The 25,764-nt window shown below is 62.7% G+C and carries 19 protein-coding genes; 10 read left to right on the plus strand and 9 right to left on the minus strand.

Annotation, left to right across the window (positions count from 1 at the left end):
* Nucleotides 1–98: 98 nt before the first annotated feature.
* The 4 genes from AB7M16_RS11725 (at nt 99) to AB7M16_RS11740 (ending at nt 5,351) form a co-directional block, all read left to right on the plus strand.
* Entirely contained in the window at nt 99–1,238 is a 1,140-nt protein-coding gene (locus AB7M16_RS11725; RefSeq protein WP_453943971.1) for a glycosyltransferase, read from the plus strand.
* 103 nt (nt 1,239–1,341) lie between these two features.
* On the plus strand, nt 1,342–2,667 hold the full coding sequence (locus AB7M16_RS11730) for a hypothetical protein (RefSeq protein ID WP_453943972.1): 1,326 nt from the start codon (nt 1,342–1,344) through the stop codon (nt 2,665–2,667).
* A 30-nt stretch (nt 2,668–2,697) separates the two neighbouring features.
* Nucleotides 2,698–3,963, plus strand: a complete 1,266-nt coding sequence (locus AB7M16_RS11735; RefSeq protein ID WP_453943973.1) for a glycosyltransferase family 4 protein — start codon at nt 2,698–2,700, stop codon at nt 3,961–3,963.
* Nucleotides 3,960–5,351, plus strand: a complete 1,392-nt coding sequence (locus AB7M16_RS11740; RefSeq protein ID WP_453943974.1) for a hypothetical protein — start codon at nt 3,960–3,962, stop codon at nt 5,349–5,351. Before AB7M16_RS11735 ends, AB7M16_RS11740 begins: the two co-directional genes overlap by 4 nt.
* A gap of 394 nt (nt 5,352–5,745) precedes the next feature.
* Here the strand turns inward: AB7M16_RS11740 and AB7M16_RS11745 are convergent, their stop codons facing one another.
* Both AB7M16_RS11745 and AB7M16_RS11750 read right to left on the minus strand, forming a co-directional pair.
* On the minus strand, nt 5,746–6,165 hold the full coding sequence (locus AB7M16_RS11745; RefSeq protein WP_453943975.1) for a hypothetical protein: 420 nt from the start codon (nt 6,163–6,165) through the stop codon (nt 5,746–5,748).
* An 803-nt stretch (nt 6,166–6,968) separates the two neighbouring features.
* Nucleotides 6,969–7,193, minus strand: a complete 225-nt coding sequence (locus tag AB7M16_RS11750; protein ID WP_453943976.1) for a hypothetical protein — start codon at nt 7,191–7,193, stop codon at nt 6,969–6,971.
* A gap of 782 nt (nt 7,194–7,975) precedes the next feature.
* On the opposite strand from AB7M16_RS11750, the gene AB7M16_RS11755 reads away from it, so the two are divergent.
* On the plus strand, nt 7,976–9,727 hold the full coding sequence (locus tag AB7M16_RS11755; protein WP_453943977.1) for a hypothetical protein: 1,752 nt from the start codon (nt 7,976–7,978) through the stop codon (nt 9,725–9,727).
* 236 nt (nt 9,728–9,963) lie between these two features.
* Entirely contained in the window at nt 9,964–11,085 is a 1,122-nt protein-coding gene (locus tag AB7M16_RS11760; protein ID WP_453943978.1) for an acyltransferase family protein, read from the plus strand.
* A gap of 52 nt (nt 11,086–11,137) precedes the next feature.
* Here the strand turns inward: AB7M16_RS11760 and AB7M16_RS11765 are convergent, their stop codons facing one another.
* Together AB7M16_RS11765 and AB7M16_RS11770 are read right to left on the minus strand one after the other, a co-directional pair.
* Nucleotides 11,138–12,499 carry a polysaccharide pyruvyl transferase family protein gene (locus AB7M16_RS11765; RefSeq protein WP_439364407.1) on the minus strand — a complete coding sequence of 454 codons (1,362 nt, stop codon included), beginning with the start codon at nt 12,497–12,499 and terminating at the stop codon, nt 11,138–11,140.
* Between the two features lie 19 nt (nt 12,500–12,518).
* Nucleotides 12,519–13,973, minus strand: coding sequence for an oligosaccharide flippase family protein (locus AB7M16_RS11770; RefSeq protein ID WP_439401344.1), 1,455 nt, complete (start codon nt 13,971–13,973; stop codon nt 12,519–12,521).
* A gap of 287 nt (nt 13,974–14,260) precedes the next feature.
* Here AB7M16_RS11770 and AB7M16_RS11775 point away from each other — a divergent pair, with 287 nt between their 5' ends.
* On the plus strand, nt 14,261–15,358 hold the full coding sequence (locus AB7M16_RS11775; RefSeq protein ID WP_453943979.1) for a glycosyltransferase family 4 protein: 1,098 nt from the start codon (nt 14,261–14,263) through the stop codon (nt 15,356–15,358).
* Between the two features lie 15 nt (nt 15,359–15,373).
* Here the strand turns inward: AB7M16_RS11775 and AB7M16_RS11780 are convergent, their stop codons facing one another.
* Genes AB7M16_RS11780 through AB7M16_RS11795 form a run of 4 tightly spaced genes read right to left on the minus strand, consistent with a single transcriptional unit; the run spans nt 15,374 to nt 20,134 of the window.
* Nucleotides 15,374–16,462 (minus strand): acyltransferase family protein, encoded by a 1,089-nt coding sequence (locus AB7M16_RS11780; protein WP_172785803.1) that lies wholly within the window; start codon nt 16,460–16,462, stop codon nt 15,374–15,376.
* Complete coding sequence (locus AB7M16_RS11785) at nt 16,459–17,565, minus strand: acyltransferase family protein (protein ID WP_172785802.1); 1,107 nt, start codon at nt 17,563–17,565, stop codon at nt 16,459–16,461. Before AB7M16_RS11785 ends, AB7M16_RS11780 begins: the two co-directional genes overlap by 4 nt.
* 9 nt (nt 17,566–17,574) lie before the next feature.
* Nucleotides 17,575–18,915, minus strand: a complete 1,341-nt coding sequence (locus tag AB7M16_RS11790; protein ID WP_172785801.1) for a hypothetical protein — start codon at nt 18,913–18,915, stop codon at nt 17,575–17,577.
* A 7-nt stretch (nt 18,916–18,922) separates the two neighbouring features.
* The gene (locus AB7M16_RS11795; RefSeq protein ID WP_453943980.1) at nt 18,923–20,134 is read right to left on the minus strand and encodes an acyltransferase family protein; all 1,212 of its coding nucleotides are present in this window, start codon (nt 20,132–20,134) and stop codon (nt 18,923–18,925) included.
* A 572-nt stretch (nt 20,135–20,706) separates the two neighbouring features.
* On the opposite strand from AB7M16_RS11795, the gene AB7M16_RS11800 reads away from it, so the two are divergent.
* The 3 genes from AB7M16_RS11800 (at nt 20,707) to AB7M16_RS11810 (ending at nt 24,193) form a co-directional block, all read left to right on the plus strand.
* The gene (locus tag AB7M16_RS11800; RefSeq protein WP_453943981.1) at nt 20,707–21,297 is read left to right on the plus strand and encodes a hypothetical protein; all 591 of its coding nucleotides are present in this window, start codon (nt 20,707–20,709) and stop codon (nt 21,295–21,297) included.
* 31 nt (nt 21,298–21,328) lie between these two features.
* Nucleotides 21,329–23,530 (plus strand): Wzz/FepE/Etk N-terminal domain-containing protein, encoded by a 2,202-nt coding sequence (locus AB7M16_RS11805; RefSeq protein WP_172785800.1) that lies wholly within the window; start codon nt 21,329–21,331, stop codon nt 23,528–23,530.
* Between the two features lie 375 nt (nt 23,531–23,905).
* Nucleotides 23,906–24,193 (plus strand): hypothetical protein, encoded by a 288-nt coding sequence (locus AB7M16_RS11810; RefSeq protein ID WP_172785799.1) that lies wholly within the window; start codon nt 23,906–23,908, stop codon nt 24,191–24,193.
* Nucleotides 24,194–24,234: 41 nt separating this feature from the next.
* Here AB7M16_RS11810 and AB7M16_RS11815 read toward each other — a convergent pair whose 3' ends face one another.
* Nucleotides 24,235–25,665 carry an undecaprenyl-phosphate glucose phosphotransferase gene (locus AB7M16_RS11815; RefSeq protein ID WP_439364414.1) on the minus strand — a complete coding sequence of 477 codons (1,431 nt, stop codon included), beginning with the start codon at nt 25,663–25,665 and terminating at the stop codon, nt 24,235–24,237.
* Between the last annotated feature and the right edge of the window lie 99 nt (nt 25,666–25,764).

The raw sequence follows: 25,764 nt of genomic DNA on the forward strand, positions 1-25,764 counted from the left end.
TATCGCTACGTATTCGAGGAACTGTGTTTCGCACTAGCGAACACAGAACAGGGATACAGATGTCCGGCTCTCCAACGCGGCCCTATGCAAGGCAAACGATGAAAGTGCTGCACATCGCCGAAACGATCCGTGGCGGGATCGCGAGCTATCTGAACGAGTTGCATCCTCAGCAGCAGGCCAGCTTCGGTGCCGAGAACGTGCATTATGTCGTGCCGTCGGATCATCGGGTCGACCTCGGCGCGGTCGATGACAACCAGATTACGACATTCGAGCGATCCGGCCGCAGCGTCGCCGGCCTATTCCAGATGTTGCGTGCAAGCATGCAAGCGCTGGATGCCTTCAGACCGGACGTGGTGCACCTGCATTCGTCCTTTGCGGGGCTCGTGCTCCGGCCCGCGCTGGCAGCCCGCTCGGGCGGACCGCGCGTCGTCTATTGTCCGCACGGCTGGGCATTTTCGCGCGAGACCGGCCGCTTCAGTCACGTGCTGACCAAGGCGGCGGAGAACCTGCTTGCGCGCACGTCGGACCGAATCATCTGCATCTCCGGCGACGAGCATAGCGAGGCGTTGCGCGCGGGAATTCCTGCCGACCGCCTCACCCTGGTCCACAACGGCATCTCGAAGAGCCGCACGCCGCAGCCCGTCTCGGCGGACTGGACCTCCAAGAAGGTCAAGGTGCTGTTCATCGGACGCCTGGATCGGCAGAAGGGCTTCGATCTCCTGATCGAAGCGGCGCGCGCGCTCGAGGACGTCCTCGACATCCGCATGATCGGCGCCTCCGTCGTCAACAAGTATGAAGGCCCGGCGGTCCCGCCCAACGTGTCCCTGCTGGGCTGGCTGGACCGGCCGACCATCGAGACCCAGCTCGAGGCAGCCGATCTCGTCGTGATTCCGTCACGATGGGAAGCCTTCGGCCTCGTCGCCCTGGAAGCGATGCGCGCGGCCAAGCCGATCCTGGCATTCCGCAGCGGCGCCTTGCCCGAAATCGTCGTCGACGGCGTCACCGGCGTGCTTTGCGAGCCCGTCGCGGTGCAGCCGCTCGTCGACGGCTTCCGGCGAGCACTCGATCTCGACCTCAAGGTGCTGGGACAGCGCGGCTACGACCGCTTCAAGCAGCTCTATGACGTCGAGAAGACGCATGCACAATTGCAGCAGGTCTATGCCGAGCTGCTTCGGGACGACCAGACGCCCGTCGAAGCGAAGGCGGGGCTGCAGTCGGACCTCTCCAAGAATTTCTGATGATCAACATGCACGCTTGCCCTAGCAGATGCGGGAGATCGCGATGGCGATGCTCTCGAATAATGTCACTGCCCCTGCATCGCGCGTGAGCATGATCTAGACCATGACACGCCCACGCACGTTGCTTCGCGACAATGTCCTTCGCCTCGCGGGCCTCATCTCGGTCATTGTTCTGTCGGTCCCCGCCTGCGCTCAACCGCTCGACGCCCGATTCCTGCTCGGCGTCGGCACCCATCAGGGGTTGGGCGGGCCGGTGAGCGCGCGGGGATACGTGCCTGCGGAGAACATCGCCCAGATCAAGCAACTCGGCCTCAACGCCTTCCGCGACGATTTCCCCTGGTCCGATTTCGAAACGGCGGGACGCCGGATGGGCTTCACGCCCAGGCTGGGCCGGCTCGAGGCGCAGGTCAGATCCGGCATTGCGCGTCCGCTGCTGATTCTCGCCTTCGGCCATCATCTCGTTCCGAATTCCTCGCCGCCGACGACCGATGAGGCGCGGCAGCGGTTCGCCGACTATGCGGCAGCGGCGGCGCAATCCGTCGTGGCGCAGCATCCCCTGTTCGAGCTCTGGAACGAGTGGAATCTGGCGGCAAAGAAAGATGCCGCATTCTCGCCGGAAAATTATCTGGCGCTGGCGCAAGTCGCGCGACCTGCGGTCAAGCGCGCGGCGCCGAATGCGCCATTCCTGGTCGGCGCCCTCGGTGACGATCTGGGCTGGGCGTGGACGGAGAAGATGCTGCGAACCGGCATTCTGCAGTATGCCGACGGCGCTTCGATCCATCTCTATAATTTCTGCATGGGCCCGAGCAAACGGACCTCGGCCGAGATCATCGAGCGGCTCACGGCGTTTCACCGCCTCGTCGGCCAGGCGAGCGGAAACCCCGACTTCCCGGTCTATGTCACCGAGACCGGATGGACCACGGCCAGCAACAAATGCGGCGTCAGCGAGCAGGCCCAAGCCGACAATAGTGCGCAGCTCATCCTGTGGGCGTCGACCGCGGCGCGCTGGCTCAAAGGCATCTGGCTCTACGAGCTCAAGGACAGCGGGCAGAATCCATCGGAGCTGGAGCACAATTTCGGGCTCTACCGTTTCGACAATTCGCCGAAGCCCGTCGCCTGCGCGGTCCAGGGCGCCTGGGCCTTCATCCGCTCCAGCCTGAGCGCCGAGAAGCGCGAGCTCGCCAGCGGCGTCGTGTCGATCAATGCAACGACGACGTCCGGCGCCAGAGTTGCGGTCTGGTCCGAGGCTCCCGACCGGCGTTACGAGATCCGGCTCAAGGGCGATCAGGAAGGCGCAACGTTTGCGCTGCCGTGCGACTCGGCCGCAAGACCTGCGTCCGGAGCCTGGATTCCGGTTTCGAGCACGCCGGTTCTCATTGCAGCAAGCAACGGTGCCATGCCCTCCCTGGAGATAAGACCGGCGCGGTAAGCGCGATTTTTGCAAGACATGAGGTTCGCCATGAAAGTTCTTTTGACGTCCACGCTTTATCCGACGCCTCAGGCCCCGAAGATCGTTGGCGGTGCGGAGATCTTCGCGCGGCGCTTCGCCGAGGGCCTGGCGCAGCGCGGAGACGAGGTCGAGGTGATCCGGGCCGCGTCCTCCCATGGGGAGGAGCGCGAAAGCTGCAACGGCATCAACGTCTATTCCGCGCCGGTCCAGAACATCTATCGGCCCTTCACCGAGCAGAAGAACACCGTCTTGCGCAGCATCTGGCATGCGGTCGACGACTGGCAGATTGAGGCGCCGGTGATCGCGGAACGCATCCGGGCCTTCAAGCCGGACGTGCTGCACTCCAACAATTTGTCGGGTCTCACCACCGCGATCTGGCGCGTCGCCGCCCAGCTCGGCGTGCCGGTGCTGCATACGCTTCACGACTATTATCTGACCTGCCCGCGCTGCTCTCGCTTCGACAAGGGACGCTCCTGCGAGCACACCTGCACGAGCTGCGGGATCCTGACCTTTCATCGCAAGCGGGCGACGCATTGGCTGAGCGCCGTGGTCGGCGTGAGCGAGCGCGTGCTGTCGATCCATACCGATATGGGCATGTTCGCGGAGACGCCGATCCGCACCGTGATCCGCAACGCCTCGACCGAGCCGCCGCGCGAGCCCTATCCTCGCCCGGTCTGCACCTCGGAAGTGACGTTCGGGTTCATCGGCCGCCTCACCGAGGAGAAGGGCATCGACAACCTGATGCATGCCCTTGCCATGCTGCCCCCCGACCGCATCCGGATGATGATCGCCGGCCGGGTCAGCGAGGAGGAGCAACGCCGCCTCAGGGCGCTCGCGCCGCATGCGCGCATCGAGTTCATGGGCTTCGTGGCGCCGGACGATTTCTACCAGCAGGTCGACGTGGTGGTCGCGCCATCCATCTGGCACGACCCCGGTCCACTCGTCGTGGCAGATGCCAAGGCGGCCGGCAGGCCGCTGCTCGGAACGCGCTTTGGCGGCATGCCCGAGGTCATCGAGCACGGCGTGACGGGCTGGCTGACCGATGCCGATCCGCAATCCCTGGCCGACAGCATGCTGGCAGTCGCGTCTGATCCGCACAAGATCGACGAGATCAGCCGGCGCCTGATCGCGGATACCAACAAATGGATATTTGCCGACGTGCTGTCATCCTACAAGACTCTGTATGAGCAATTGCGCGAGCAGCGGATGTCGCGCATGCGCTCGGCAACCAAAGCGCCGCGGGCCGTCGGCAAGGAACGCCTCATTCCGAGATGACACGCCTCTTCGCGATGGCGGGCTACCTCTATCAGAGTGCCGCGGCGATCATCCTGATCTTCGCGATCAGTCACCTGTTGCCCGCCGCCGACTACACCAATTTCTCGCTGGCACTGGCCTCGAGCCAATTGCTCTGCGTCCTGATGTTCGAGTGGCTGCAGCTCGCCGGATTGCGTTTTCTGGCAGCAGCCGGGGAGGACGAGGCGGCGCGGCTGAGGTGGTCGCTCTTCGCCGCAGGCCTGTCGAGCGCGGCCGCGCTCGTCGTGGTCGGCAGCTGCACATCGCTGGCCAGCGTGCTCCCGGCCGGGATCATCGCGCTGGGCCTCGGCATCTCCGTGCTTCAGGGCCTGACCGACCTCTATTTCCTGTCGGTCCGTCTGTCCGACCGACTGGGCATCGCCTCCTCTCTTCTGGCGTTTCGCGCCACCGCTCTCCTGACCGGGGCCGCCGCGGGAGCCGCGATTTGGGGAACGGCCGAGGCGGCGCTGCTCGGCGTCGGCGCGGGCCACGCGCTCGGCCTGCTCACCGGGCTGCTGGCCTATCGCACACCCCTGGAGCGCGTACCGCTGCGGAGGGTGCTGGCCGACTGGAAGGATTTCTCCCGCTACGGCATGCTGGCGGCGGGTGCGTCCGTCATCCATCTGTCGGTGCCGGTGCTGCTCCGCTTCATCATCATCGGCCGGCTGGGCGCGACGGGAGCCGGCGCCGGATTTTCGATCGCGCTCGACCTGCTGCAACGCCCGTTCTGGGTCCTCAATGCAGCGATCCACACCGTGAGCTATCCCGATGTGGTGAAGGACTTCGAACGCGGAACCGTCATGAAGTCGGTTCAATCGGCGCGGCGGATGTTCGAATTCATGGTCTGCACGACACTCGTGCTGCTCGGCGGCCTGATCGGCTTCATTCCGGATGCAGCCCGTATCCTGGTGCCGCGGGAGAGCCTTGATGGCTTCCTGACGACGGCACCTGTTGTCGCCGTCTTCTATTTCCTGCACACGCATCTCCAGGCGACCGTCGCGGTCGTTCCGCACCTGGAGAAGCGCGCGACGAGGCTCGTGGTCGTTGCGGCCGGCCAGCTCGCCATCGTCGCCGCCCTCGCGCTGGCCGCGACATGGGCCGGCCTGTCGCCGCGACAGGCAGTGGGCTGCGCTTGCCTCGCCACGCTCGCGACGATCCTGGTCGCGCTCGGCCCGACGCTGCGGTTCGAGGCATTCCCGCGCTGGTCCCTGGTCGTGCAGGCGCTGGCGGCAGCGGTCCTGATCGGATCGCTCGGCGCGATGCCGACCGAGCCGGCGGCCTGGCTCGCGGGCAAGATCATGATCGCCGCGATCGCAACGGCGATCGTCGGATGGCGCGGAGACTTTCTGATGCTGGCCCGCCGCGGTTAATCGGCGGCACGCATCGCTTCTTGCCGGACCTTGCGGATGGTCAAGCCGATGCTTGAGCCGAGCCGATCCAGTTCCCTCGCGAGACCGTCAGCCTTTCCCCGGGAGCCGAGGCACCAATACCCGGGAAAATACGGTCACAACCAGTGCGTTAAAATGCATCAACTTACCCGCCCATGAAGGCGGCATGGCTGCCGGCGCGCTGTGCAATCCTACGATCTCGGATCTTATGCGCATATATTCAGCAACGCAGATCATGAAAATCTTGAAAGCGCCTTCGTGACGCCACGCTGCACGGGCATCGCATCAAGCATTCTGCTGCGACTCGAGTCGATCTGTTCCTACGCAAGGAACCGCGTTTCACTCGCGATTTGTAGCTTCCATTTTTATCTGAAATTCACACTCGACAGAGAAGGTTGAACGCAAATCCCTGCGAGCAATTTCGTTCGCGCTGAAATTCGAGTGGGCAATGTCCGATCAAACAATCCTGTCTGCCAGCGGCTTCATCAACTCCATCGGCGTCAACACGCATGCCGGGTTCGGGTGGACCGGCTACAACAATCTCGCGCTGATGGTCGATGACCTCAAATATCTCGGCGTCACCCATCTTCGCGACGCGATGGGAACCAGCCCGGCTGCGCAACCGGTGGTCGAGGGCCTCGCTGCCGCCGGTTACAAGTTCGATTTCCTGGTTTCGTCCGCTTTGCCGCAGACGGGCACGGTCGGGCTGCAGAACTACATCGCCTCGCTGCAGAAATTCGCATCGAGCCATGCGGGCAGCATCAGCGCCATCGAGGGGCTCAACGAGGCCAATCACCAGCCCTTCAGCTACAATGGCAGCTCCAGCCTTTCGGCCGCGGCCCAGTTCCAGAGCGCGCTCTATCAGGCCGTCAATTCCAACGCCACGCTCGCCAGCATCCCCGTCTACAATCTGTCATTGGCCTACAACGATCCACAGGGCTACAAGCAGCTCGGCGACATGTCGGGCTCGGTCGACTATGCCAACGCCCACGCCTATGTCAGCACCAGCCTGACCACCGACAGCTCCATCGCGGCAACGCTCAGCGCCGTCATGACCGCGGCACCGGGAAAACCCGTCGTCATCACCGAGACCGGCTATACCACGCAGGCCAACACCCAATATCTCGGCGTCAACGAGACGGTGCAGGCCAAATCGATCCTGAACACGCTGGTCGATGCCTACAAGGCCGGCGTCAGCGCGACTTATCTCTACGAGCTGTTCGACCGCGACTCCTCGGCCGCCAACACCAACCCGGAAGCGAACTTCGGACTGTTCAATTCCGACGGCACGCCCAAGCTCGCCGCGACGGCGATTCACAATCTGACGACCATTCTGGCCGACGACGGCAAGGGCGGCCTGCAGCCGACTGACCCACTGAACTACACCCTGAGCAACATGCCGGCCACCGGCAACAGCATGGTGCTCGGCAAGAGCAACGGCGCCTACGAGCTCGTCGTCTGGGCCGAGCCCAAGCTCTGGAACGACGCCACCGATACCGAGCTGTCCAATGCGGCCCAGACGGTCACGGTGAACCTCGGCGCCGTCCATCATACCGTGAAGGTGTACGACACGCTGACGGGCACCACTGCGATCGCCAGCTATACGGACGTCAGCTCGATCACGATTCCGGTCAGCGACCACCCGCTGATCATCGAGATCGACGCGCCAGCGACCACGCCGACGCCGCCGGACACGCGGACCAGCGTCACCGGCACGGCGGCCGAGATCGTGCCGCAACTGTCCGACCTCAGCAAGTCGACGGCGCTGCAGAGCATCACACTGACCGACTCGCACGTCCTGCCGGTCGCCTCGAAGGCGACCATGGACTACATCATCTCCCATTACGGCAGCGCCCTGTCCAAGATCCAGGGCGGTTACTCGTTCTCGGTGACGAATACGGCCGCGACCTGGAGCAGCACGAAGACCTACAACGCCAGCGGAACGCTTGTGTCGAAGGCGGACACCGGCCTGAATTCGAACGGGCAGCCGACCTCGACCACCGTCGCCTACACCGACGGCTCCAAGGACCTGATCAGCTACACCTCGGGCGTGCAGACGAAATTCGTCCACATCGCCACCGACGGGACCCGGACCACCGACACCTACAACACGGCCGGCACGCTGCTGAGCGAAGTCGTGCAGAAGTCCGGCGGCTATTACTCCACCACGCTCTACACGAACGGCGTGAAGACCGCCGCCTACGTCAAGAATGCCGACGGCTCGCAGGACAACTACACCTACGGCATCACCGGCAAGAGCTTCACCACGCAGGTGCAGCACCTCGATGCCTCCGGAAAGGTCACCTCGGTGACCCGCAGCCACGCCGACGGCACGCTGGACTCGACCCAGGTCTACAACAGCGACGGCAGCAGCGTGATCACCACCTACAGCGCCACCGGCGTCAAGCTGGTGCAGACCACCTATCATGCCGATCACAGCAAGGACGTCTGGACCTACAACATCAAGGGCCAGAACTACACGACCGAGCACGACGTCTATAGCTCGACCGGCTTCCTCACCAATTTGACGCGCCTGCACAGCGACGGCAGCCTCGCCTTCAAGCTGGTTCAGACGCCCGACGGGACCAAGACGACCGACTGGTACAATGCCGCGGGCACCCTCACCAGCGAGGTGGTGCAGAAAGCCGACGGCACCATGTCCACCACCGTCTACAGCAACGGCGTCAAGACCAACACTTACGTCAAGAACCGCCGACGGCAGCCAGGACAACTACGCCTTCGGCATCACCGGCCAGAGCTACACCACGCTGATCCAGCACGTCGATCCCACGGGCAAGATCACGGAAGTGACCCGCAAGCATGCCGACGGCACGCTCGACTATACGCAGGTGATCAACGTCGACGGCAGCAGCGTCGTCACCAACTACGATGCGGCGGGAACGCGCATCAAGGAAGCCGATCTCCACGCCGACGGCAGCAAGGACGTCTTCCTCTTCAACATCAAAGGCCAGAGCTACACGACCGAGCACGACATCTACGACGCGAGCGGTTTCCTCACCACGCTGATCCGCAAGCACGCCGACGGCAGCATGGCGTTCAAGCTGGTGCAGAGCAGCGACGGGACCAAGACGACGGACTGGTACGACGCAAACGGGGTGCTCACCAGCGAGGTGCTGGAGAAGCCGAGCGGCTACAGCTCGACCACGGTCTATACCAACGGCGTGAAGACCGCGGCCTACATCACCAACGCCGACATGAGCCACGACAATTACAGCTACAACATCACCGGCCAGACCTATACGACGCAGTATCAGCACCTCGATCCGGCCGGCCGGACGACGGAGGTGATCCGCTGGCATGCCGACAACTCGCTCGATTACACCCAGGTGGTGAACAGCGACGGCAGCAGCGTCGTCACCAACTACGATGCATCAGGCGTCAAGAAGACCGAGACCGACTATCACGCCGACGGATCCAAGGACGTGTTCCAGTTCAACGTCGTCGGCCAGAACTACACCAACGAGCACGACACCTACGATACGACCGGCTTCCTCACCAACATCGTGCGCACCCACGCCGACAACAGCCTGGCCTTCAAGCTGGTGCAGAGCGCGGACGGCACCAAGACCTCGGACTGGTACGATGCCAACGGCGTCATCACCAGCGAGGTGACGACCAAGAGCGACGGTTACAATTCCACGACGGTCTACACCGCCGGCGTGAAGACCGCGGCCTACATCAAGAATGCCGACGGCACGTCGGACAACTGGAACTACAACGTCACCGGGCAGTCCTACACCACCCAGCATCAGCACCTCGACGCCTCGGGCAAGCTGGTCGAGCTCACCCGGACCCACGCCGACGGCACGCTGGACTATACCCAGGTCATCCACAACGACGGCAGCAAGCTGACGGACATCTACAACAGTGCCGGCGTCAAGACCCAGGAGATCGCCAACAATGCCGACGGCACGAAGGACGTGTTCCTGTTCAACTTCAACGGACAGACCGGCACGACGCAGCACGAGAACTACAACAGCGCCAGCGCATTGCAGTTCTTCGATCAGACCAAGACCGACGGCACCCACAACGTCACGGCGGTCGCTGCCGGCGTGACGATCCAGGGCGGGTCCGGCAACGACGTGTTCTCGGCCGCGCCGAGCTCGACCACGATCGCCTACGATCACGGCCAGGACCAGGTTCTGAACTTCCAGGCCGGCGACGGCACGAGCCACGACGTGATCCAGATCTCGAAGCTCCTGGCCGCAGACTACAGCCACCTGCAGATGACGCAGTCCGGCACGAACGCGCTCATCACGTTCTCGGCCAACGACACGATCCTGCTGAAGAACGTCTATGTCTCGAACCTGACGAGCCACGATTTCCTGTTCGTCTGAGCTGGGCGCCATTTGCCCAAGCGGGCATCGACATCGCAGGGGCCGGGACCATGTTCCGGCCCCCTGTTCGTTTGCAGGGCGCCTGCCTCAATGATGAGCAGAGAGCTGACAGCCATCCGCTATTGGATGGGCCGCATGAATTCGGACGGATGGCCGCGACGGCGCCGCGCCCTGCGAACTTGCGTCACAATTCGTCTCTAGAAGACAGACGACCCGCGCAAGGACTCCGAGGCCCGATGGAAGCCAGTGAAGCAAGACGTTTCGTCGTCCTCGACTTTTATCGCTTCGTTGCCGCCCTCGGCGTCTTCATCTTTCATCTCAAGATGATCGACCCGGGCATCTCGCCGGCCTGGAACGGGTCCTTCGGCCTGTTCGTGGACATGTTCTTCATCCTGTCCGGCTTCGTGATCTCCTACTCCTACCCGTCCGACGCGCGTGGTGTCAGGGCCTATTCCCGGTTCATGATCCGACGCATCGCGCGGATCTATCCGCTGCACCTGTTGAGCCTGCTCGTCTTCGTGGTGCTGATCGGCGTCGGCCTCGAGCGCACGGCGCGATCAACCCCGCTGGACTTCCTCTACAACCTGCTGCTGCTCCAGGCCTGGGGCGTCACCAACCATCTCAGCTTCAACTCGCCATCATGGTCGATCAGCGCGGAATTCTTCTGCTATCTGATCTTTCCGCTCCTGATGCTGCTGGCGCGCAAGGTCCAGCCGGTCGTGCTCGGCGTCATCGTGGCGGCGCTCTATCTGGTCCTTGCCCACGGCCATCTGCCGATCTGGCAGGAGCGGTCGCAGATGTACGGCGCCAATTTCGACTACGGCATGCTGCGCGCCTTGCCGAGCTTCCTCAACGGCATCCTGCTCGCCATCCTATTCCGAATGTCAGGGCCCTACCGGCACAAGCCGGTCGTGTTCGCCGGCATCGCCGTGTTCGGGCTCTCCGTGCTCGTGCTCAACGTCTTCGCCAAGCCGGATCTGGCCATTCTGCTGTTCTCCTGTGCCATCCTGCTCACCGCGGTTGGCGAAAGCGCCTTCAAGGAATTTCCCGGCGCGCGGCTGCTCGGACGGCTCGGCAACACCTCATACGCGATCTACATGCTGCACGACGCCATCCTCATTGCCGTGTTCAAGCCGCTATGGACCTGGCTCGAGCTGCGCCCGGACCAGTTCGGCCTGTTCGCCCTGGCATGCTGCGTAGTCCTCACCGTCATCGCGGACCGTACCTACGCCTATTTCGAAAATCCGGCGCGGCGCCTGATCAATCGCTGGGCCGATATCGGCGTCGCGTCGCCGCGCAAGGCTCAGGCAGCCGAACCGGCCCTGCGCTTCGACAATACCGAGCGGGCGGTCAACTGACGCCTAAAGCGCGATGACGATTGATCCTAATCGCATCGCGCTTAGGAGGCGTTCAGGCCACCTTGCCGTCGGCCTTCGCTGCCATCCGGATCGCGCTATCGCCGAGTAACGGTGCGATATTGGCACGCGACAGCTCCATAACATCAGGCAGCGCCTGGCGGACCTGGTCGCCGGCGGCCTCAAAGGCACCGAGGAAGTGCCCCACAAACTGCTCGAAGCTGTCGCCGTTGAGGAACTGGGCCGGCGAGAGCAGCAGCTGCTCGCTGATGCCGAAATGCGCGAACAGGCCCTGGAACTTGTCCTGGTAGGTGATCGCGGCGACAGGCGTTCCCTGTCCGAGCGCCGCAATGGCGAGGTGCATGCGGCCGGTGATCACGCCGTCGACCAGCCCGACGACGGCCTTGATCTCGCCCGCCGACAGCGTCTGTTCGACATGGTGCACGTGTTCGCCGAGCGTGGGCTTGAGCCGGTCGGCCAGCGGCCGCAGGCAATTGTCGTCGGCGATCTCGGGGCGGTAGTCATGTGCAAGCAGCACCCAGCTTACATTGTGCTGCCGCGACAGCCGCTCCATGGCGCTCGCCGCGAGCTCAATCATCTTCCGCAGCTTGGCCGGCTCCGGCTTCTTGAACAGCATCGGGTGAATGTTGAAGACGAAGACCTTGCGACCCTGCGCACGCTGTCGCGCGATCGTGGCCGCGATTGCCTTGACTGCGGCGGTGTCCGCTCGCGGCGTCAGCATGAACGCCGCGTCCGCCACGAGCCGGGCGCGCTTCCGGGCGAAGTCGTCGAAACGCCGGAGCGAAATCGCATCGCGCAGATTGAGGACCACACCCGGATCGATCAGCCGGAACACCTCGCGCAGCGCCTTCGCGGGACGGGAATTGAAGCTGAAGCCGAGCACGCTGACCTTGGCGCCGAACGCCGCCATCAGGTCGGCGACGAGCAGCATGCGGGCGGCATCCACCGGAGAATAATAGCCGTCGAGCACGTCGGCGCCCAGGATGACGCCGAAATCGGGACGGATGATCGAGAGCTCCTGCGCGACCGTCTCATAGGAAAACGGCTGCTTCCAGAGCTCGAGCGGCTTGAAGCCCATGACGCGGACGTCGGCGCTGGCCGCCGCGGTGGCGGTGACGATGTAGATCTCGAGGTCCGGATAGGCCCGCTTCATCTCTCCGGCGGCCGCCTCGATCATGGCCTCGTCGCCGCGCGACTGATGAATGCTCCAGGGATCGGAGGGCAGCACCAGGAGACGGCGCGGATTGTTGCGCGGTGCGGCGTTGACGCCGACATCCTTCCGGGCGATCTGCCATCTGCGCAATTCGAGGAGATCGACCGCGAAGGGCGTGTTCTTCGCGCTGTTGAGCCAGCCTCGAAGCTGCCTGCGCACGGGTACGGGGATCAATTGCTTCACGTCGTCCTCCTCGTCTTCCTCAGGCGGTCGCACCGCGCTTCACGACGAAATCGATCAGGGAGAAGAGCTGCTTCCGCCAGAACAGCAGAATGCTCATCAGATAGGTCGCGCCGAAACATGACGACAGCAACCCCATCCGCAAATACGGGTTGATGTCCGGCGTCGCCGCGCGGCACAACACGACCGCGCCATAGGCGAGGACGATGGCGCACAGGCAACCCGCAATCGGACGCAGGAACTGGCTCCAGCTCAGGCCCAAGAGCCGGAGCGCCAGCGCGAAAGTCACGGGGGTGACCACGAGCTGCGCAAATGCGAAGATCGTCGCCAGCTGGCCGATGTCGCGCGAGGGCAGCAGGAACATCGCAGGCACGACCGTGCAGAACTTGATGATGTTCAGCGCAAAGACGTAGTTCGGCTTGCCCAGCGCGCCGAAATAGGCGCTGTTGACGAACTGCACCGTCTGGATCGCGCCGACCAGCATCAGCGGCCGCATCACCGCTTCACTGCCGCTCCACTTCGCGCCGAACAGCAGCAGGGACACTTCCGGCGCGATCGCCGCAAGCAGCACGAAGATGGGCGATCCGACCAGCGCGCCGAGACTGACGCTGCGCAGGTAGGCCCCGGCAATCCGGTCGCGCTCATGCGCGATCTTGGACAGCGCGCTGAGCGCGACGTCCATGACCGCCTGGGTGAGCAGCTGCATCAGGATGATGTAGACCCGCGCACCGACCGTGTAGATGCCGAGGGCGGCGACGCCATAGAGCGACAGGATGATCATGTCGATGGTGCGAACGATGGCGAAATCCAGCAGCCGGTTCAGCACGACATGGACGCTATAGCCGGAGAGCTCGCGGAAGCTTCTGGCATCGTAGCCGCGCATCGGCAGCCAACGCGGCTGGCTCCAGAGCCACAGGCCGCTGACCGCGCTCTGAACCACCACCTGGATCACCAGGCTGAGCGCACCGAACCCGGCATAGGCGCAGGCAATTCCCACGACGCCGGAGATGGCGGTCGCCACCATGGTCCTGACCGCGAGCACGCGAAAATCCATCTGGCGCTTGTAGAGCGCCTCCTGGAACAGGGTCGCGGTGCCGATCGGAAGCGAGAGACTCGCGGCGGTGAGCAGCGGCGCGAGCCCCTTCACGTCGAACCAGCGCTCGATATCCGTCGCCAGGACAGCAATCAGAACCGCAAGGATCGTCGACGCTGCAAATGAGCAGAAGAAAGGCAGCGTCACATCGGCAGGTTCGAGCGTTCGCCGCTGGATCAACGCATCACCGAAGCCGAATTCGGCGACCGAGCTCAAGAGCAGCAGGATGAAGGCGACGAGCGCGGCAAGGCCGAAATCCGCGGGATTGAGCAGCCGGGCCAGCACCAGGAACAGCACGAAGGACAGCGCCCGGCCGCCCCAATTCTGGGCAAGCGACCAGAACAAGGCAATCACGACCTGATGCTGTTTGCCCGTGACGTTCATCAACAATTCGACCCAATTCCGACAGATCCAACCACAATCGTAAGCTAGACGCGTGGCACGCGATGCTGCCGCGACGTCACCATCTCCGATCACGGCGGAGCACTGAATGCTCGCGACAATACGACGGAGTGATGGCAATCAGATGAGTGCCGTCACGATTCCGATTTAGAGTGGAAGTGAGTTCAAATCGTGGACTACACTCCGATCAACTTTGCGAGTGATGCAAAATGGATGCCTTGATGAACCCGCCCGCCCAGCGTTCTCTCCGCAGCTCCAGGCGCTTGCGTGTGGCCATCTACGCACCGCATTTTGCGGAATATTCCTACCGTCTCGCGTCGGGATTGGCCCGCCATTGCGACGTCCGGCTGGTGCTCAACCGCAAAGACGCCAATCAGCAATGGGAACTGGCCGATATCGCCGTGACGGCTCCGTTCGAGACGAGAATTCGTGACTTGAGCCTTCGGCGCGGCGGCGCGATCGGCATCCCGGCCTCGTTCCTGGACATAATTTCGTTTCGCCCCGACCTGATTCATTGTCACGAAGTTCCGGAGATCTACACGTCCAAGCTGATCCAGTTTCTCCGTCCGCTCGGCATTCCCTTGGTACTGACCGTTCACGATGCGATCCCGCATTCGGAAGGCGGCTCCGGTACGTCGCCCCGCGAAGATGCATGGCGGGGTCGCATGCGCGCGGCAGCATCGGTCGTCACCACGCATGGCGAGAGCTGCATCGCCGATTTTCGCAGCGCTTCGCCCGACTTCAAGGGCGAAACCGTCTCCAGCATGCACGGCGTGCTCATGGTCCCGCCGGCCGGAGGTGCGGTCACCGCGCCTGAGGCCGCACGCATCCTGTTTTTTGGGCGGATGTGGGCCTACAAAGGTCTCGACGTCTTCATCGATGCGATCGACATGTTGGCCAAGCGCGGTGTGGCTCATGAAGCGATCGTCGCCGGCCGCGGCCCCGAGATGACACGGCTCGGCGCGCGAATGGAGGCGATGCCGACGGTCAAGACCATCAACGCCTATATCTCGCCCGCGGATACCGGCCGACTGTTTCAATCCGCCACCGTGGTTGCCCTGCCCTATAAGGACGCATCGCAGAGCGGCGTGCTTGCATCGGCCTATGGCAATTCCCGGCCAGTCGTTGCCAGCGCCACCGGCGGCATTCCCGACGTCGTGACGGATGGCGTCAACGGGCTGCTGGTTCCGCCCGGCGATGCCACGGCTTTGGCCGACGCACTCGAACGCGTGCTGACCTCCAAGCCGCTGGCCGCGACGTTAACCGAAGGCGCACGGCAGACCGCGGCCGGCCTTCTCAATTGGGATCGCATCGCCGAGCAGCTCCTTGGATCGTATCACCGGCTCGCCGGTCGCACCGTGAGCTGAGCGCGATCGGCGCCCTCAAACCGATTGCTCGATCTGCGGCCGGAAGAACATGCCGCGGATCGCGCCATCCAGCAATCGCCTCAGCCTGACCTCGATCAGTTCATAACTGATCGCGCTTGCCACCAGCGACATCACCAGCCCAAGCCCGATGAAGCCGGCCCACAGCAGCCAGCGGTCGACGCCGACGGCGACCAGCTTCAGGCCGATCACCTGCAGGGGGAAGAGCACGAAGGGGTGCACGAGATAGAGGCTGTAGCTGATCTTGCCGACATATTGCAGCGCCGGTGCGCTCAGAGCTTTGCCGAGGCCGGAGTCCGGAGCAAGCACCATGCCGAACAGCAGAAATCCGGGAATGAGCCCAACGAAGGGGTGAAACAACACCAGGCTCGCATATAGCGCAGCTCCGCAAGCAAGGCCGGCGACCAAGCCGGCCCGCCCCGGAATCGAGATGCGAAATCCAGTGGCGCTGAACAGCATGCCGATGCAGAAGAAGGCGGTGATCGGCCAGTGCATCAGGCAGGCGATGCCAAGCAGCAGCAGAGGCGCCGCCAGCAATCTGCCACCGGTGCGCCAGACCGAGAACGTCAGCGCAAACCAGATGTAGAACGCCCACTCATAGGTCAATGTCCAGGCGTTCTGCTGGGCGATCGGCAGGCCGAGCGCGTCCTGCACGAAGAAGAGATTGGCCGCGAAGATCGCGAGATAGTTGCTCAGGTCGATGCCGCGGAAGAACTTGTAGGCCACGATCGGACCGATCGCGAACAGCGCAAGATGCAGCACGACGAACACCGGCATGATGCGCAGGACGCGATCGAAGAAGAACCGCGACAACGACCCGTGCCGCACCAGGCTCGCCGGGATCAGGAAGCCGCTGATCATGAAGAACAGCTCGACGCCGTGCCCGCCGACATTGATCACCGATTGCAGCCAAGCCCAGAGCGGCGGCAGGAAGCCGGGATCGGGGATGTCGTACATGCCGCCCTTCGGCATGTCGTAGAAATGGTCCATCAGCACACTCAGCGCGGCGATGCCGCGCAGGCCCTGGACCGACGGAACGAACGACCCGTCATAGGCGGCGCCCGGCTGGTGCGGTGTCTTGATCACTCCGCGGCACCCTGGGTGCTGAGAGCGGGCTCGAGAACGACCGGCTTCCGTCGCGCCGAGCGGAACCTCTGCCCGAAGGAAATGCAGGGCTTTTCGACGAAGGCGTAGGTCATCCAGCTGACCAGGATCGACAACGCCAGGATCACGCCCATGAAGATCGACCATCCGAGCGGCCCGTCGCCGAACCAAACGAGACGATGGACGGCGACGATCACGAACGGCGACATCAGGTAGACCGAATAGCTGATGACGCCGACGAACGCCATCGGACGCCACGCCATTCGCTCGCCGAACACGGCAAAGGCGATGAAGACCAGCGCCGCGCAGACATAGGCCGATCCGATCGAATAGCTGTAGAAAAAATTCTCGTGGTACACGCCTCCGAAACGCCGGTCGGACAGGGTGGCGGCAAAGACCGCATACAGCAGGGTGCAGACGGCCACATGGGTCCATCGCAGCTTGCCACCAATGACGGTGTCACGGATGATCTTGCCGAGGAACATCGCCGACAGGTTCAACCCGACCTCCATCACCGACGAGACGGCCCTGTTCTCGACCCAAAGCGCAGCGGTGGTTCCGACCAGCGCGGCTGCGATGACGATCGTCACCGCCGTGAAGCGCTGGTTCAGCAGCCCCATCGCAAAGAGGATCGTGCATCCGACGTAGAACAAGAGCTCGATCGCCAGCGTCCAGTAGAACACCCAGAGGTTCGGGACGTTCACGAACGTCTGCAACATCGTCACGTTGGCGGCAATCTGCCCCAGCGGATAGACTTTCGAGTCGAAGAGCTGCATCGTCACGAGCCCGACGACGAGCGATGTCCAGTAGGCCGGATAGAGCCGGAAGAAGCGGCTGATGGTAAAATCCCGCACCGGCGTGGCGCTGTCCGGGAAGCTGAACGGAATGACGAAGCCGCTGACGAAGAAGAACAAGACGACGCCGAACCGGCCGAAGTTCATGTAATAGCCGAACACGTCGTGGATGGGCCAGTAATAGGCGCCCGTCGGGTGCTTCTCGACGATCACCTCGAATACGTGCTGGACCAGGACCGACAACACGGCAATACCGCGCAGCGTGTCGATGAATGCGAGCCGTCTATGCATCGTTCGTTCTCACCTGCTTCCGCTCGCCGCCGGTAGATCCGGGCGGAAGCCATCCAGTGGCGGCACCACCGGTGGCCGCATGACGATTGGCACGGCGTCGGCCCCACGTGCAGAGGTCGCACGCCGCGAGAACACTTCGCTGAAGCTCAGCGCGATGATCAGAAGGCCGGAGGCCGGGCCGTAGTTCAAGACCGTGATCGTGAACAGGTTGACGATGAAGAGCAGCGTCAGCTTGTACACGTCAGTCGCACCGAATGTTGCCCGGAACACCATCACCATGAATGCGACGAAGGGAAGACCGAACATCAGGTACGTCCCGATGTAGAAATTGTCGACCGGCACCCAAAACGGCGCGAGCGGCGAGAACAGCTGCTGCGGATAGTTGAAGCAGCCCGCGCCGCAGCCGGTCACCAGGCCGACCGGCATGAGCTGGCTCAGGTAGATGAACGGCTTCTGCCAACTGTTGTTGATGCGATCGAGGATGCTGAACAAGGTCGAATGCGGCACGGCGGCGGTGCCGGACGCGACCACGATCATGAAGAACGGCACGAAGATCGAGGCGAAAGACCATTGCGCGATGGACCGGATGGCGGGGAAGCGTGACTTTTCCGGCAGCATCCGCACGAACACCAGCAAGAGCAAATAGAGCACCAGGACGATCATGGTCGTCTTGCTCGTGGTCAGCTTGATGGCATAGATCGCGATGGAGCCGAACAGGAGGCACCACGTCGTGCTCTTGCGAATGGAGGTGATCGCGAACGACACCAGGATGAAGAAGGCGGCCATGGTATTGTCGGCCGCAAAGCCCATCAGGCGCTGGTCGTCGCCGCCATAGGCCCACCACAGCCGGCCGGCTTCGCGGACGGCGCCGAAGGATTCGTATTTGTAGCCGACCCAAGGCATCAGGTAGAATTTCGTCAGGAAGACGCCGATCACGGACAGGTAGAACGTCACGGCGATCACCGAAAGCAGCTTGCGGTATGAGCCGAGGCTCGAATCGCAGAAACAAAATCCGACGAAGACCGGCAACATCATCTTGAAGGACGAGATCGCTGCGTTCGTCGTCCCCAGCATGAAATAGCCGAGCACGAGCGACAGCATGATCTGCACGAGCACAAGCAGGGCCAGGGTGCTACGATTACGCAGGATGCAATGGACGAAGAACTGGGCCAGACACAGAAGCGCAACGGCGTCGGGCAGATACCACAGCGGATTCAAGTGGTAGATGCTGGTGTAGTAGCGGATGACGCCGCCGAAGGCGTCGCGGATCAGATAGACGCCGAGCGCGATCGCCTCGATGTTGAGGCTGATCAGCGTCATTTTCGGCCGGTTCAGCGCGAGGATGGTCATGTCCGGCTCAGTTGGTCGGCCGCGCCGATGGCGCCGGAGAGGCGGAGAAATCGGTCCGGCTACCCAGAGCGTTCCGCATCCACCTGCCGCCGGGAATCTCGACGTAGCGATAAGTGAAGTGCGAAACCACGAGCACGGCGGCAAGCGAGACCACGAGATTCAGCGTGGCCGGCAGGCCCGCCCAGACCGAATCGAGAGCGGCGATCCGCCCGGCCCCGAGCGCCCGCACGAAATACTCGGACAGCAGCACCACGAGCGCGTGCACCATGTAGATCGAATAGGAGCGGCGTCCGAGCCAGACCAGCGGCCCCGCCACCAGCATCCGCGGAACGAGAATCGCATCGGGAAAGGCGAGCAGGCTGCCGAGGAAGATCGCAAACGTCACCGGCGCGAGGAAGGTCGCAGCGGGATTCGTTTCCGCCAAGCTCACCAGGACAACGCTGGCGATCATGGCGGCGAGCTGCACCAGGCCCTGGACGGCCGGGCCCGGCTTGGCCGGCAGGCGATCGATGATCCGCACCGTCAACACGCCCAGAAAGAAGCTCACGAAGCAGCGCAGGATGCCGAAATCGGTCTGAAGCCCGAGGCTTCTCTTGTCGAGCACGAAGATGATGACGACGAGGCTAGCCACCGCGACCAGGCCGCAGAGAACGTAGAACCACAGCAGGGAGCGCATGCGCTGGGCAAACAGGACGATCAGACCAAACACCAGATATGTGTAGAACTCGACGCTGATGCTCCAGCTCGGCGCATTCCAGCTCAGATAGTCGATGAAGCCCATCGAGTGCAGCAGAAAGACGTTGAGCACGAACGAATAGGCGTTGTTCACCTCGAACGCCGCCGGCGCGGCCACGACGACGCCTGCCATGACCAGGCTGATGCGCAGGAGGCGAAACAACAGATTGGCGACCAGCATGACGATATGCAGCGGATAGACCCGCGCCAGGCGCCGCACCATGAATTCGCGCAGCGAGAAGCGTCCGAAGTCGCTCTCGACGTAGCTGAGCGACATGACGATCCCGCTGAGAACAAAGAACAAGTCGACCAGCAGCCAAGCGCTTCGGAAGAACGAGCAATTGATCCACGCATTGTGCGGAAACGCAGCGAGGAATGTCGGCATTAGCAGGAGATGGTGAATCACCACCGACGTCGCGGCGATCCCCCGAATGCTGTCGAGCGGCAGGACATGTGCCTTCTCACGATGAACCAACTCCGTCACATCAACATTCCATAGCTATTGCACCGCAGCAGTGTGTATCAGGTCTCGCGCATGTTCAATCGCCGCGATCCCACGACTCGCACGCGAAGCATGACGACCGACGATACTTTCAATGCTCGCAGATCATTCGGACATGCGAGCGCCAACTTCACGCCACTTTTTGTTTGAGACGCCGCGTGCTTCGGGCGCAAATTTCATCAGCCGTGATGATTGCGAGTATTTGCGTGGAAAGTGTGCGCGAAATTCGGCGCTGATGCGATGAAGAGCGGCGCGTATGAGATTGATCCGTCTGCGCATGGAATGCGGCAACGAAATATTTTTTATGTGAGGGAACAATAGTCGCGCGCTGCGACTTGTGTCGGTTTTGCGACGTGGCGGCCTGCGAGTGCCTGATATGTTTTCAAGTTGCAACATTCGTGAGCGCGATATGCCAATCTCGCAGGCATTGTAAATCGTGCTTTTGCAACCGGCGCAAATTCGAGCAACGTTGTGCGCATGGACGTTCGCGCTTCAGCTTTTGCGCCGCACAAAAAGATGACACAGTTACCTGCCAAGTTTCGCCTGTTCTCCAATTGCAACAGAAGCAAGGAACACGGATGGGCCGCGGACTAACACGTCGTCATGCACAACCGCGATGGCTACCGACCGTCTTGATAGGTTCTGCGCTGATCGTCTCGAGCGCCGATGCTTGCCGCGCTCAGTGCGTCGAATTTTCGGACCGCGCCTCGCAACTGGAACTCGACACCTTCGTGAAGTCGCCCTCCTCGCTTCTGGAGCGACTGCGCAATGACAAGGAAAAGTTGCGGTACCGGCTCGCGACGCTGATTGCCACCAATCCGTCATTGCTGCCGTCGGTGCAGACGCTTATTTCGGCATCGGCTTCGAGCGATCGTTCGGCCATCGGCGCCGCGTTGCGGATCGCCGAAGGGCGGTGCACGACGACAAAGCCGGATGCCGCGCGCAAGATCAGGGATTTCGCGCAGCGGATCGGCGATCTCAACGTGCAGTCCGGTTATGCCGCCGCGGGTGAAGACAATTCCGGCGTCCAGGCGCAATCGCAGATCAAAGGCCCGGCCCAACCGCCCCGAGGCGGCGCCCTGCTCGACGGCGAGTGGAAGACCAAGCTGGCCAATCCATTCAAGCCCGTCCCCCTTCCGAATTGATCGATGATGACCAAAGGCAGCGAATTAGCACATGTACCAGCCTAGAGAACATTTCCAGTCGGGACACCGATTCGGCATCGAATTCGGCGGGGCAGTCCTCAGCTTCGAGCGTGTGGCCGATGTGCTCCGCCGCCAGTGGCCGATCATCGCGGCGTGTGTCGGAGCTTCGCTGGCCCTGGTAATGCTGTATCTGGTCACGGCGCAACCCATGTATACGGCGAACGCCCGCATCATGATGGACACGCGCCAGGCGCAGGTGCTGGACAAGGACAGCAACGCCAGCAGCGCCCTGATCGACACCGGTTATGTCGACAGCCAGGTCGAAGTCATCAACTCGGACGATCTGATCCTGTCCGTCGTCCGTCGCCTGAAGCTGACGGAGGATCCGGAGTTCAACGGCTCCAATCCGGGCCTTCTCTCCCTGATCATGGGCAAGATCACCTCGCTGTTCGGCTCCGGCGAGCCGGCGTCACAGGAGCGAATCGAACATGCCGTGGTCGAGCAGGTTCAGAAGAACCTGCGGACGGAGCGCGTGCTGACGACCTATGTTCTGTCGCTGAACTATCGCGCGCGGAGCCCGGACAAGGCCGCCAAGATCGCCAACGCCATCGCCAATGCCTACCTGGTCGGCGCTCTCGAGGCCAAATATCAATCCACCAAGCGGGCCACCGAATGGCTTCAGCAGCGCAGCATCGAGCTGAGCGAGCAGGCGTCGGCCAGCGATCGCGCCGTGCAGACCTTCAAGGCCGAGCACAACATCGTCGGAACCAGCCGCGGCCTGATGTCCGAGCAGCAATTGTCGGACCTCAACACCCAGCTGGTTCAAGCGCGGGCGTCGACGGCCGAAGCCAAGGCCCGGCTCGACCGGATCACCGCGATTTCGGACCAGGACGTCGCACAATCGACGGTGACCGATGCTCTCAACAATTCGGTCATCACCCGCTTGCGCGCCCAATATCTCGACCTCCAGGCCCAATATGCCGACTGGTCCAGGCGCTACGGCAAGGGCCATCTTGCGGCGGTGAACCTGGCCAACAAGATGGAGGAGCTGCGCAAGAACATCGCCGATGAGCTGCATCGGATCGGCGACGCCTATCGCAGCGACTATGAGATCGCAAAGAGCCGCGAGGCCTCGCTCGAGAAGAACGTGAAGGAGCTCGTCGCCCAGGCCGGCGATACCGGCCAGGCCGCAGTCAAGCTGCGCGATCTCGAAAGCGCCGCCGACACTTATCGCAATCTCTACAACAATTTCCTCGAGAAGCTGCAGAGCGCGACGCAGAATCAGAGCTTCCCGCTGAGCGAATCGCGCCTCATCAGCACCGCCACCAAGCCCGATCGCAAGAGCTCGCCGCGCACGGTCCTGGCGCTGGTGGGGGGCCTCGTCGGCGGCCTCTGTCTCGGCTTCGGCGTCGCCTTTGCACGCGAGCTGCTGAGCGACGTGCTGCGAACCCCCGGCGAGGTCGAGGACGAGCTCGGCGTGAAGTGCCTCGGCGTCCTGCCCGATATCGGTCCGGCCACAAAGACCGGCGCATCCGATGTGTCTCGCTACGTCGTCGACCATCCGTTCTCGCGGTTCGCCGAGACGCTGCGCAATATCAAGGTGTCGATCGATGTCGCGCGACTGACCCGCGAAATCAAGGTGATCGGCATCGTCTCTTCCCTTCCCAAGGAAGGAAAGACGACCGTCGCCGCGAATTTCGCGCAATTGATCGCGCTCACGGGCCATCGCACGGTTCTGATCGACGGCGACCTGCACACGCGCTCGCTGACGCGGGAGCTCGCGCCCAACGCCAAGAGCGGGCTCGTGGAGGCACTCAACGACCCCGCGAGCCTCGGCTACCACGTGCAGCGGAGCAAGGAGACGGGACTGGATTTCCTCCCCTCCGTCGTGGCGTCCCGCATGGTGAATTCCGCCGACGTCATCGGCTCGAAGGCGATGGCCGAGCTGCTCAAGGTGCTGAGGGAGCACTACGAGTACATCGTGATCGATCTCGCCCCGGTGATGCCGGTGGCGGACTCCAAGGCCGTCAGCCTCCTGATCGACGCCATGGTCTACGTCATCGAATGGGGGCAGACGACGCGAAGCGCGCTACAGGAGTCGGTTTCCGGGTCGGAGGTCCTGCAGAAGAAGCTGCTCGGCGCCGTGCTCAACCGCGCCAATCCGAAGATGCTCAAGCGCATCGAGGCCTACAAGGGCAAGCACCACAACAGCTATTACGTCGAGCACGCCTAGAGCGAGGTCCAGCCGAACTGAGCGATCTTAAGGCCCGCAGCCGTCTGGCAGCGGGCCTTGTTCGTGCTTGGCGGTCGCTTGAATGGCATCGCGTGCGCCCTCGCACACGGACCGGAGATGCGGCAAGCGCGCCGGACCCGCGCGCGAGTCCGTATTCGTCCGGAATCCACAACTTGCAGTTATTGCTCTAGCCAAAAGCAAGGATTGACGGGTACGGTGGTCGCCGGAAGAATGCGCCGAGGGACAATCATCCGTCGATAAGACGAGACAATCCGAGCTTGATGCCTGAAAATGCCGAAACTTTAGGCATCTTTCTTTCTCGGTTCCCCGAGGCTAATCTCGGCTCATACTCGCAGTTCTTTTCGGTAGGCTCGGATGCTGATCGTCCTGACGATTTTGACTATTTGGGTTCTGCTCAACATTCTATTCGTGTTGATCGTGGTCCCTCCACGCAAGCCGCTCCGCCAACCCATGGCGACGACGCTCTCACCCGCGCCCATCGACCCGAGCCGGCGCCAGATCGAGCAGGACGAGCCTTTCTCGATCCGCCACGTCATCGTCTCCGTCGCGATGGGCGCCTTCTTCGTGCTCGTGCCGCCGCTGCTCGCCCTGCGCGATGCGATCATGCGGCTCCTCGGCAAGCCCCCGCAGAATAAAACCTGAGGCCCCCGGGGCCGGAGGCAGGCCATTCAGAGATTGAGCGACTAATAGGCTTCCTGGAACATCACTGCGGACGCTGTGCGGGCCATGATCTTCAGGTCGAGCCAGATGCTCCAGTTGCTGACGTACCAGACGTCGTACTCGACCCGCTTTTCCATCAGATCGATCGTGGGCGTTTCGCCCCTGAATCCGTTCACCTGAGCCCAGCCGGTCAGGCCCGGCTTCATGTGATGGCGGTAGACATACTTGCTGATGAGCTCGTCGTAGTAATTGTCATGGGCGAGCGCGTGCGGACGCGGTCCCACCAGCGACATGTCCCCCCGCAGCACGTTCCAGAGCTGCGGCAGCTCGTCAATGCTGGTCATGCGCAGGAAGCGGCCGATCTTGGTGACGCGAGCATCTTTCTTGGTCGCCTGGGTTACCGTCTCGCCATTCTCGGAGACCGTCATGGTGCGGAACTTCCAGATCTCGAATGGCTTGCCGTTGAAGCCGCGGCGCGACTGCCGGAATATGACGGTTCCCGGCGAATCCAGCTTGATCAGCACGGCCACGGTCAGCAGCAGCGGCGTCAGCAGCACGAGCGCGAACAGAGCGACGCCGACGTCGAGACAGCGCTTCTGCAGCCGTTCGAGAATGGTGAGCGGCGGCCGCTGGATCTCGACCGCGACGGTGCCGCTGACCGGCAAAAAGGGACGGGTCACCAGGTCGGCAACCGAATCGTCCGGCAGCAGGCGAATGGGCTGCGGGACGGCGCGCAAATATGGCCCGAGCTTACGCAGCATCGGCAATTCGTTCCAGTCGATCGCGAGCAGATATTCGTCGACATCGGCCGCGCGCGACTGACGGATGACGTCGCGAATCTGCCGCTCCCATTGGCCATCATCCCGGTCATCTCCGAGCACGAAATGGCGCATGACGTCGAAGCCGTTCCTGCGCAGATCCTTGAAGCGGCTCGAGGTGAAGTCGAGCGGCTTCAGGCTGAGCAGGATCACCTTGCGATCGACCAGGCGGCTTCTCGCAAAGCTCGTGCCGAACACGGCCTGCCAGACGAAGCGCAGGCTGATCAAGCCAAGTCCGCCGATCACGGCGAAGACGATGACCGTGCCGCGCGACAGATTGTCGGTCGACTTCAGCAGGAAGGCCGCAACAGCAAGGATCGTGAGCGACGTCAGCCAGATAAACGCCGCCATTCGAAGCTGCCAAAGCAGATTGAGCAGGCGGTGCGTGGAATAGACGTCCCGGAAATAGGCGATTCCGACGAACACCACGCCGACGAACAATCCGGCTCCCACCGATGCACCGTCGGTCGGCGATGCGACCGCCACACCATACAGCGAAGCCCCCGCCACGTAACTCAGCAGAATCAACAGAAAGTCAGCAGCGATGACGACGATCTGAAAGGGCCTCTGAAGCGCACTGCCGCGCGCAGATGACAGCGCATGCGCGCTTTCAGAACCATAAGTTGCAACAGCCATTCGAACCTCTGCGTATCGAGAGAGTGCCTGACGCTCATCGTGATGCTGAAGACTCGTCAATCCCCCGCACCGAAAGTGTTGTTCGATCGCAGCGACATT

The sequence above is a fragment of the Bradyrhizobium sp. USDA 372 genome, from assembly GCF_053629095.1.

Coding starts and splice junctions, on each gene's coding strand:
- AB7M16_RS11725 (WP_453943971.1), top strand. CDS start 99: ATGAAAGTGCTGCACATCGCCGAAACGATCCGTGGCGGGATCGCGAGC.
- AB7M16_RS11730 (WP_453943972.1), top strand. CDS start 1,342: ATGACACGCCCACGCACGTTGCTTCGCGACAATGTCCTTCGCCTCGCG.
- AB7M16_RS11735 (WP_453943973.1), top strand. CDS start 2,698: ATGAAAGTTCTTTTGACGTCCACGCTTTATCCGACGCCTCAGGCCCCG.
- AB7M16_RS11740 (WP_453943974.1), top strand. CDS start 3,960: ATGACACGCCTCTTCGCGATGGCGGGCTACCTCTATCAGAGTGCCGCG.
- AB7M16_RS11750 (WP_453943976.1), bottom strand. CDS start 7,193: ATGGTCGCCTTCGAGGCGACCGGCAGGACGTGCGAGTCGGTCAGTGTG.
- AB7M16_RS11755 (WP_453943977.1), top strand. CDS start 7,976: ATGCCGCGGGCACCCTCACCAGCGAGGTGGTGCAGAAAGCCGACGGCA.
- AB7M16_RS11760 (WP_453943978.1), top strand. CDS start 9,964: ATGGAAGCCAGTGAAGCAAGACGTTTCGTCGTCCTCGACTTTTATCGC.
- AB7M16_RS11770 (WP_439401344.1), bottom strand. CDS start 13,973: ATGAACGTCACGGGCAAACAGCATCAGGTCGTGATTGCCTTGTTCTGG.
- AB7M16_RS11785 (WP_172785802.1), bottom strand. CDS start 17,565: ATGCATAGACGGCTCGCATTCATCGACACGCTGCGCGGTATTGCCGTG.
- AB7M16_RS11790 (WP_172785801.1), bottom strand. CDS start 18,915: ATGACCATCCTCGCGCTGAACCGGCCGAAAATGACGCTGATCAGCCTC.
- AB7M16_RS11805 (WP_172785800.1), top strand. CDS start 21,329: ATGTACCAGCCTAGAGAACATTTCCAGTCGGGACACCGATTCGGCATC.
- AB7M16_RS11810 (WP_172785799.1), top strand. CDS start 23,906: ATGCTGATCGTCCTGACGATTTTGACTATTTGGGTTCTGCTCAACATT.
- AB7M16_RS11815 (WP_439364414.1), bottom strand. CDS start 25,665: ATGGCTGTTGCAACTTATGGTTCTGAAAGCGCGCATGCGCTGTCATCT.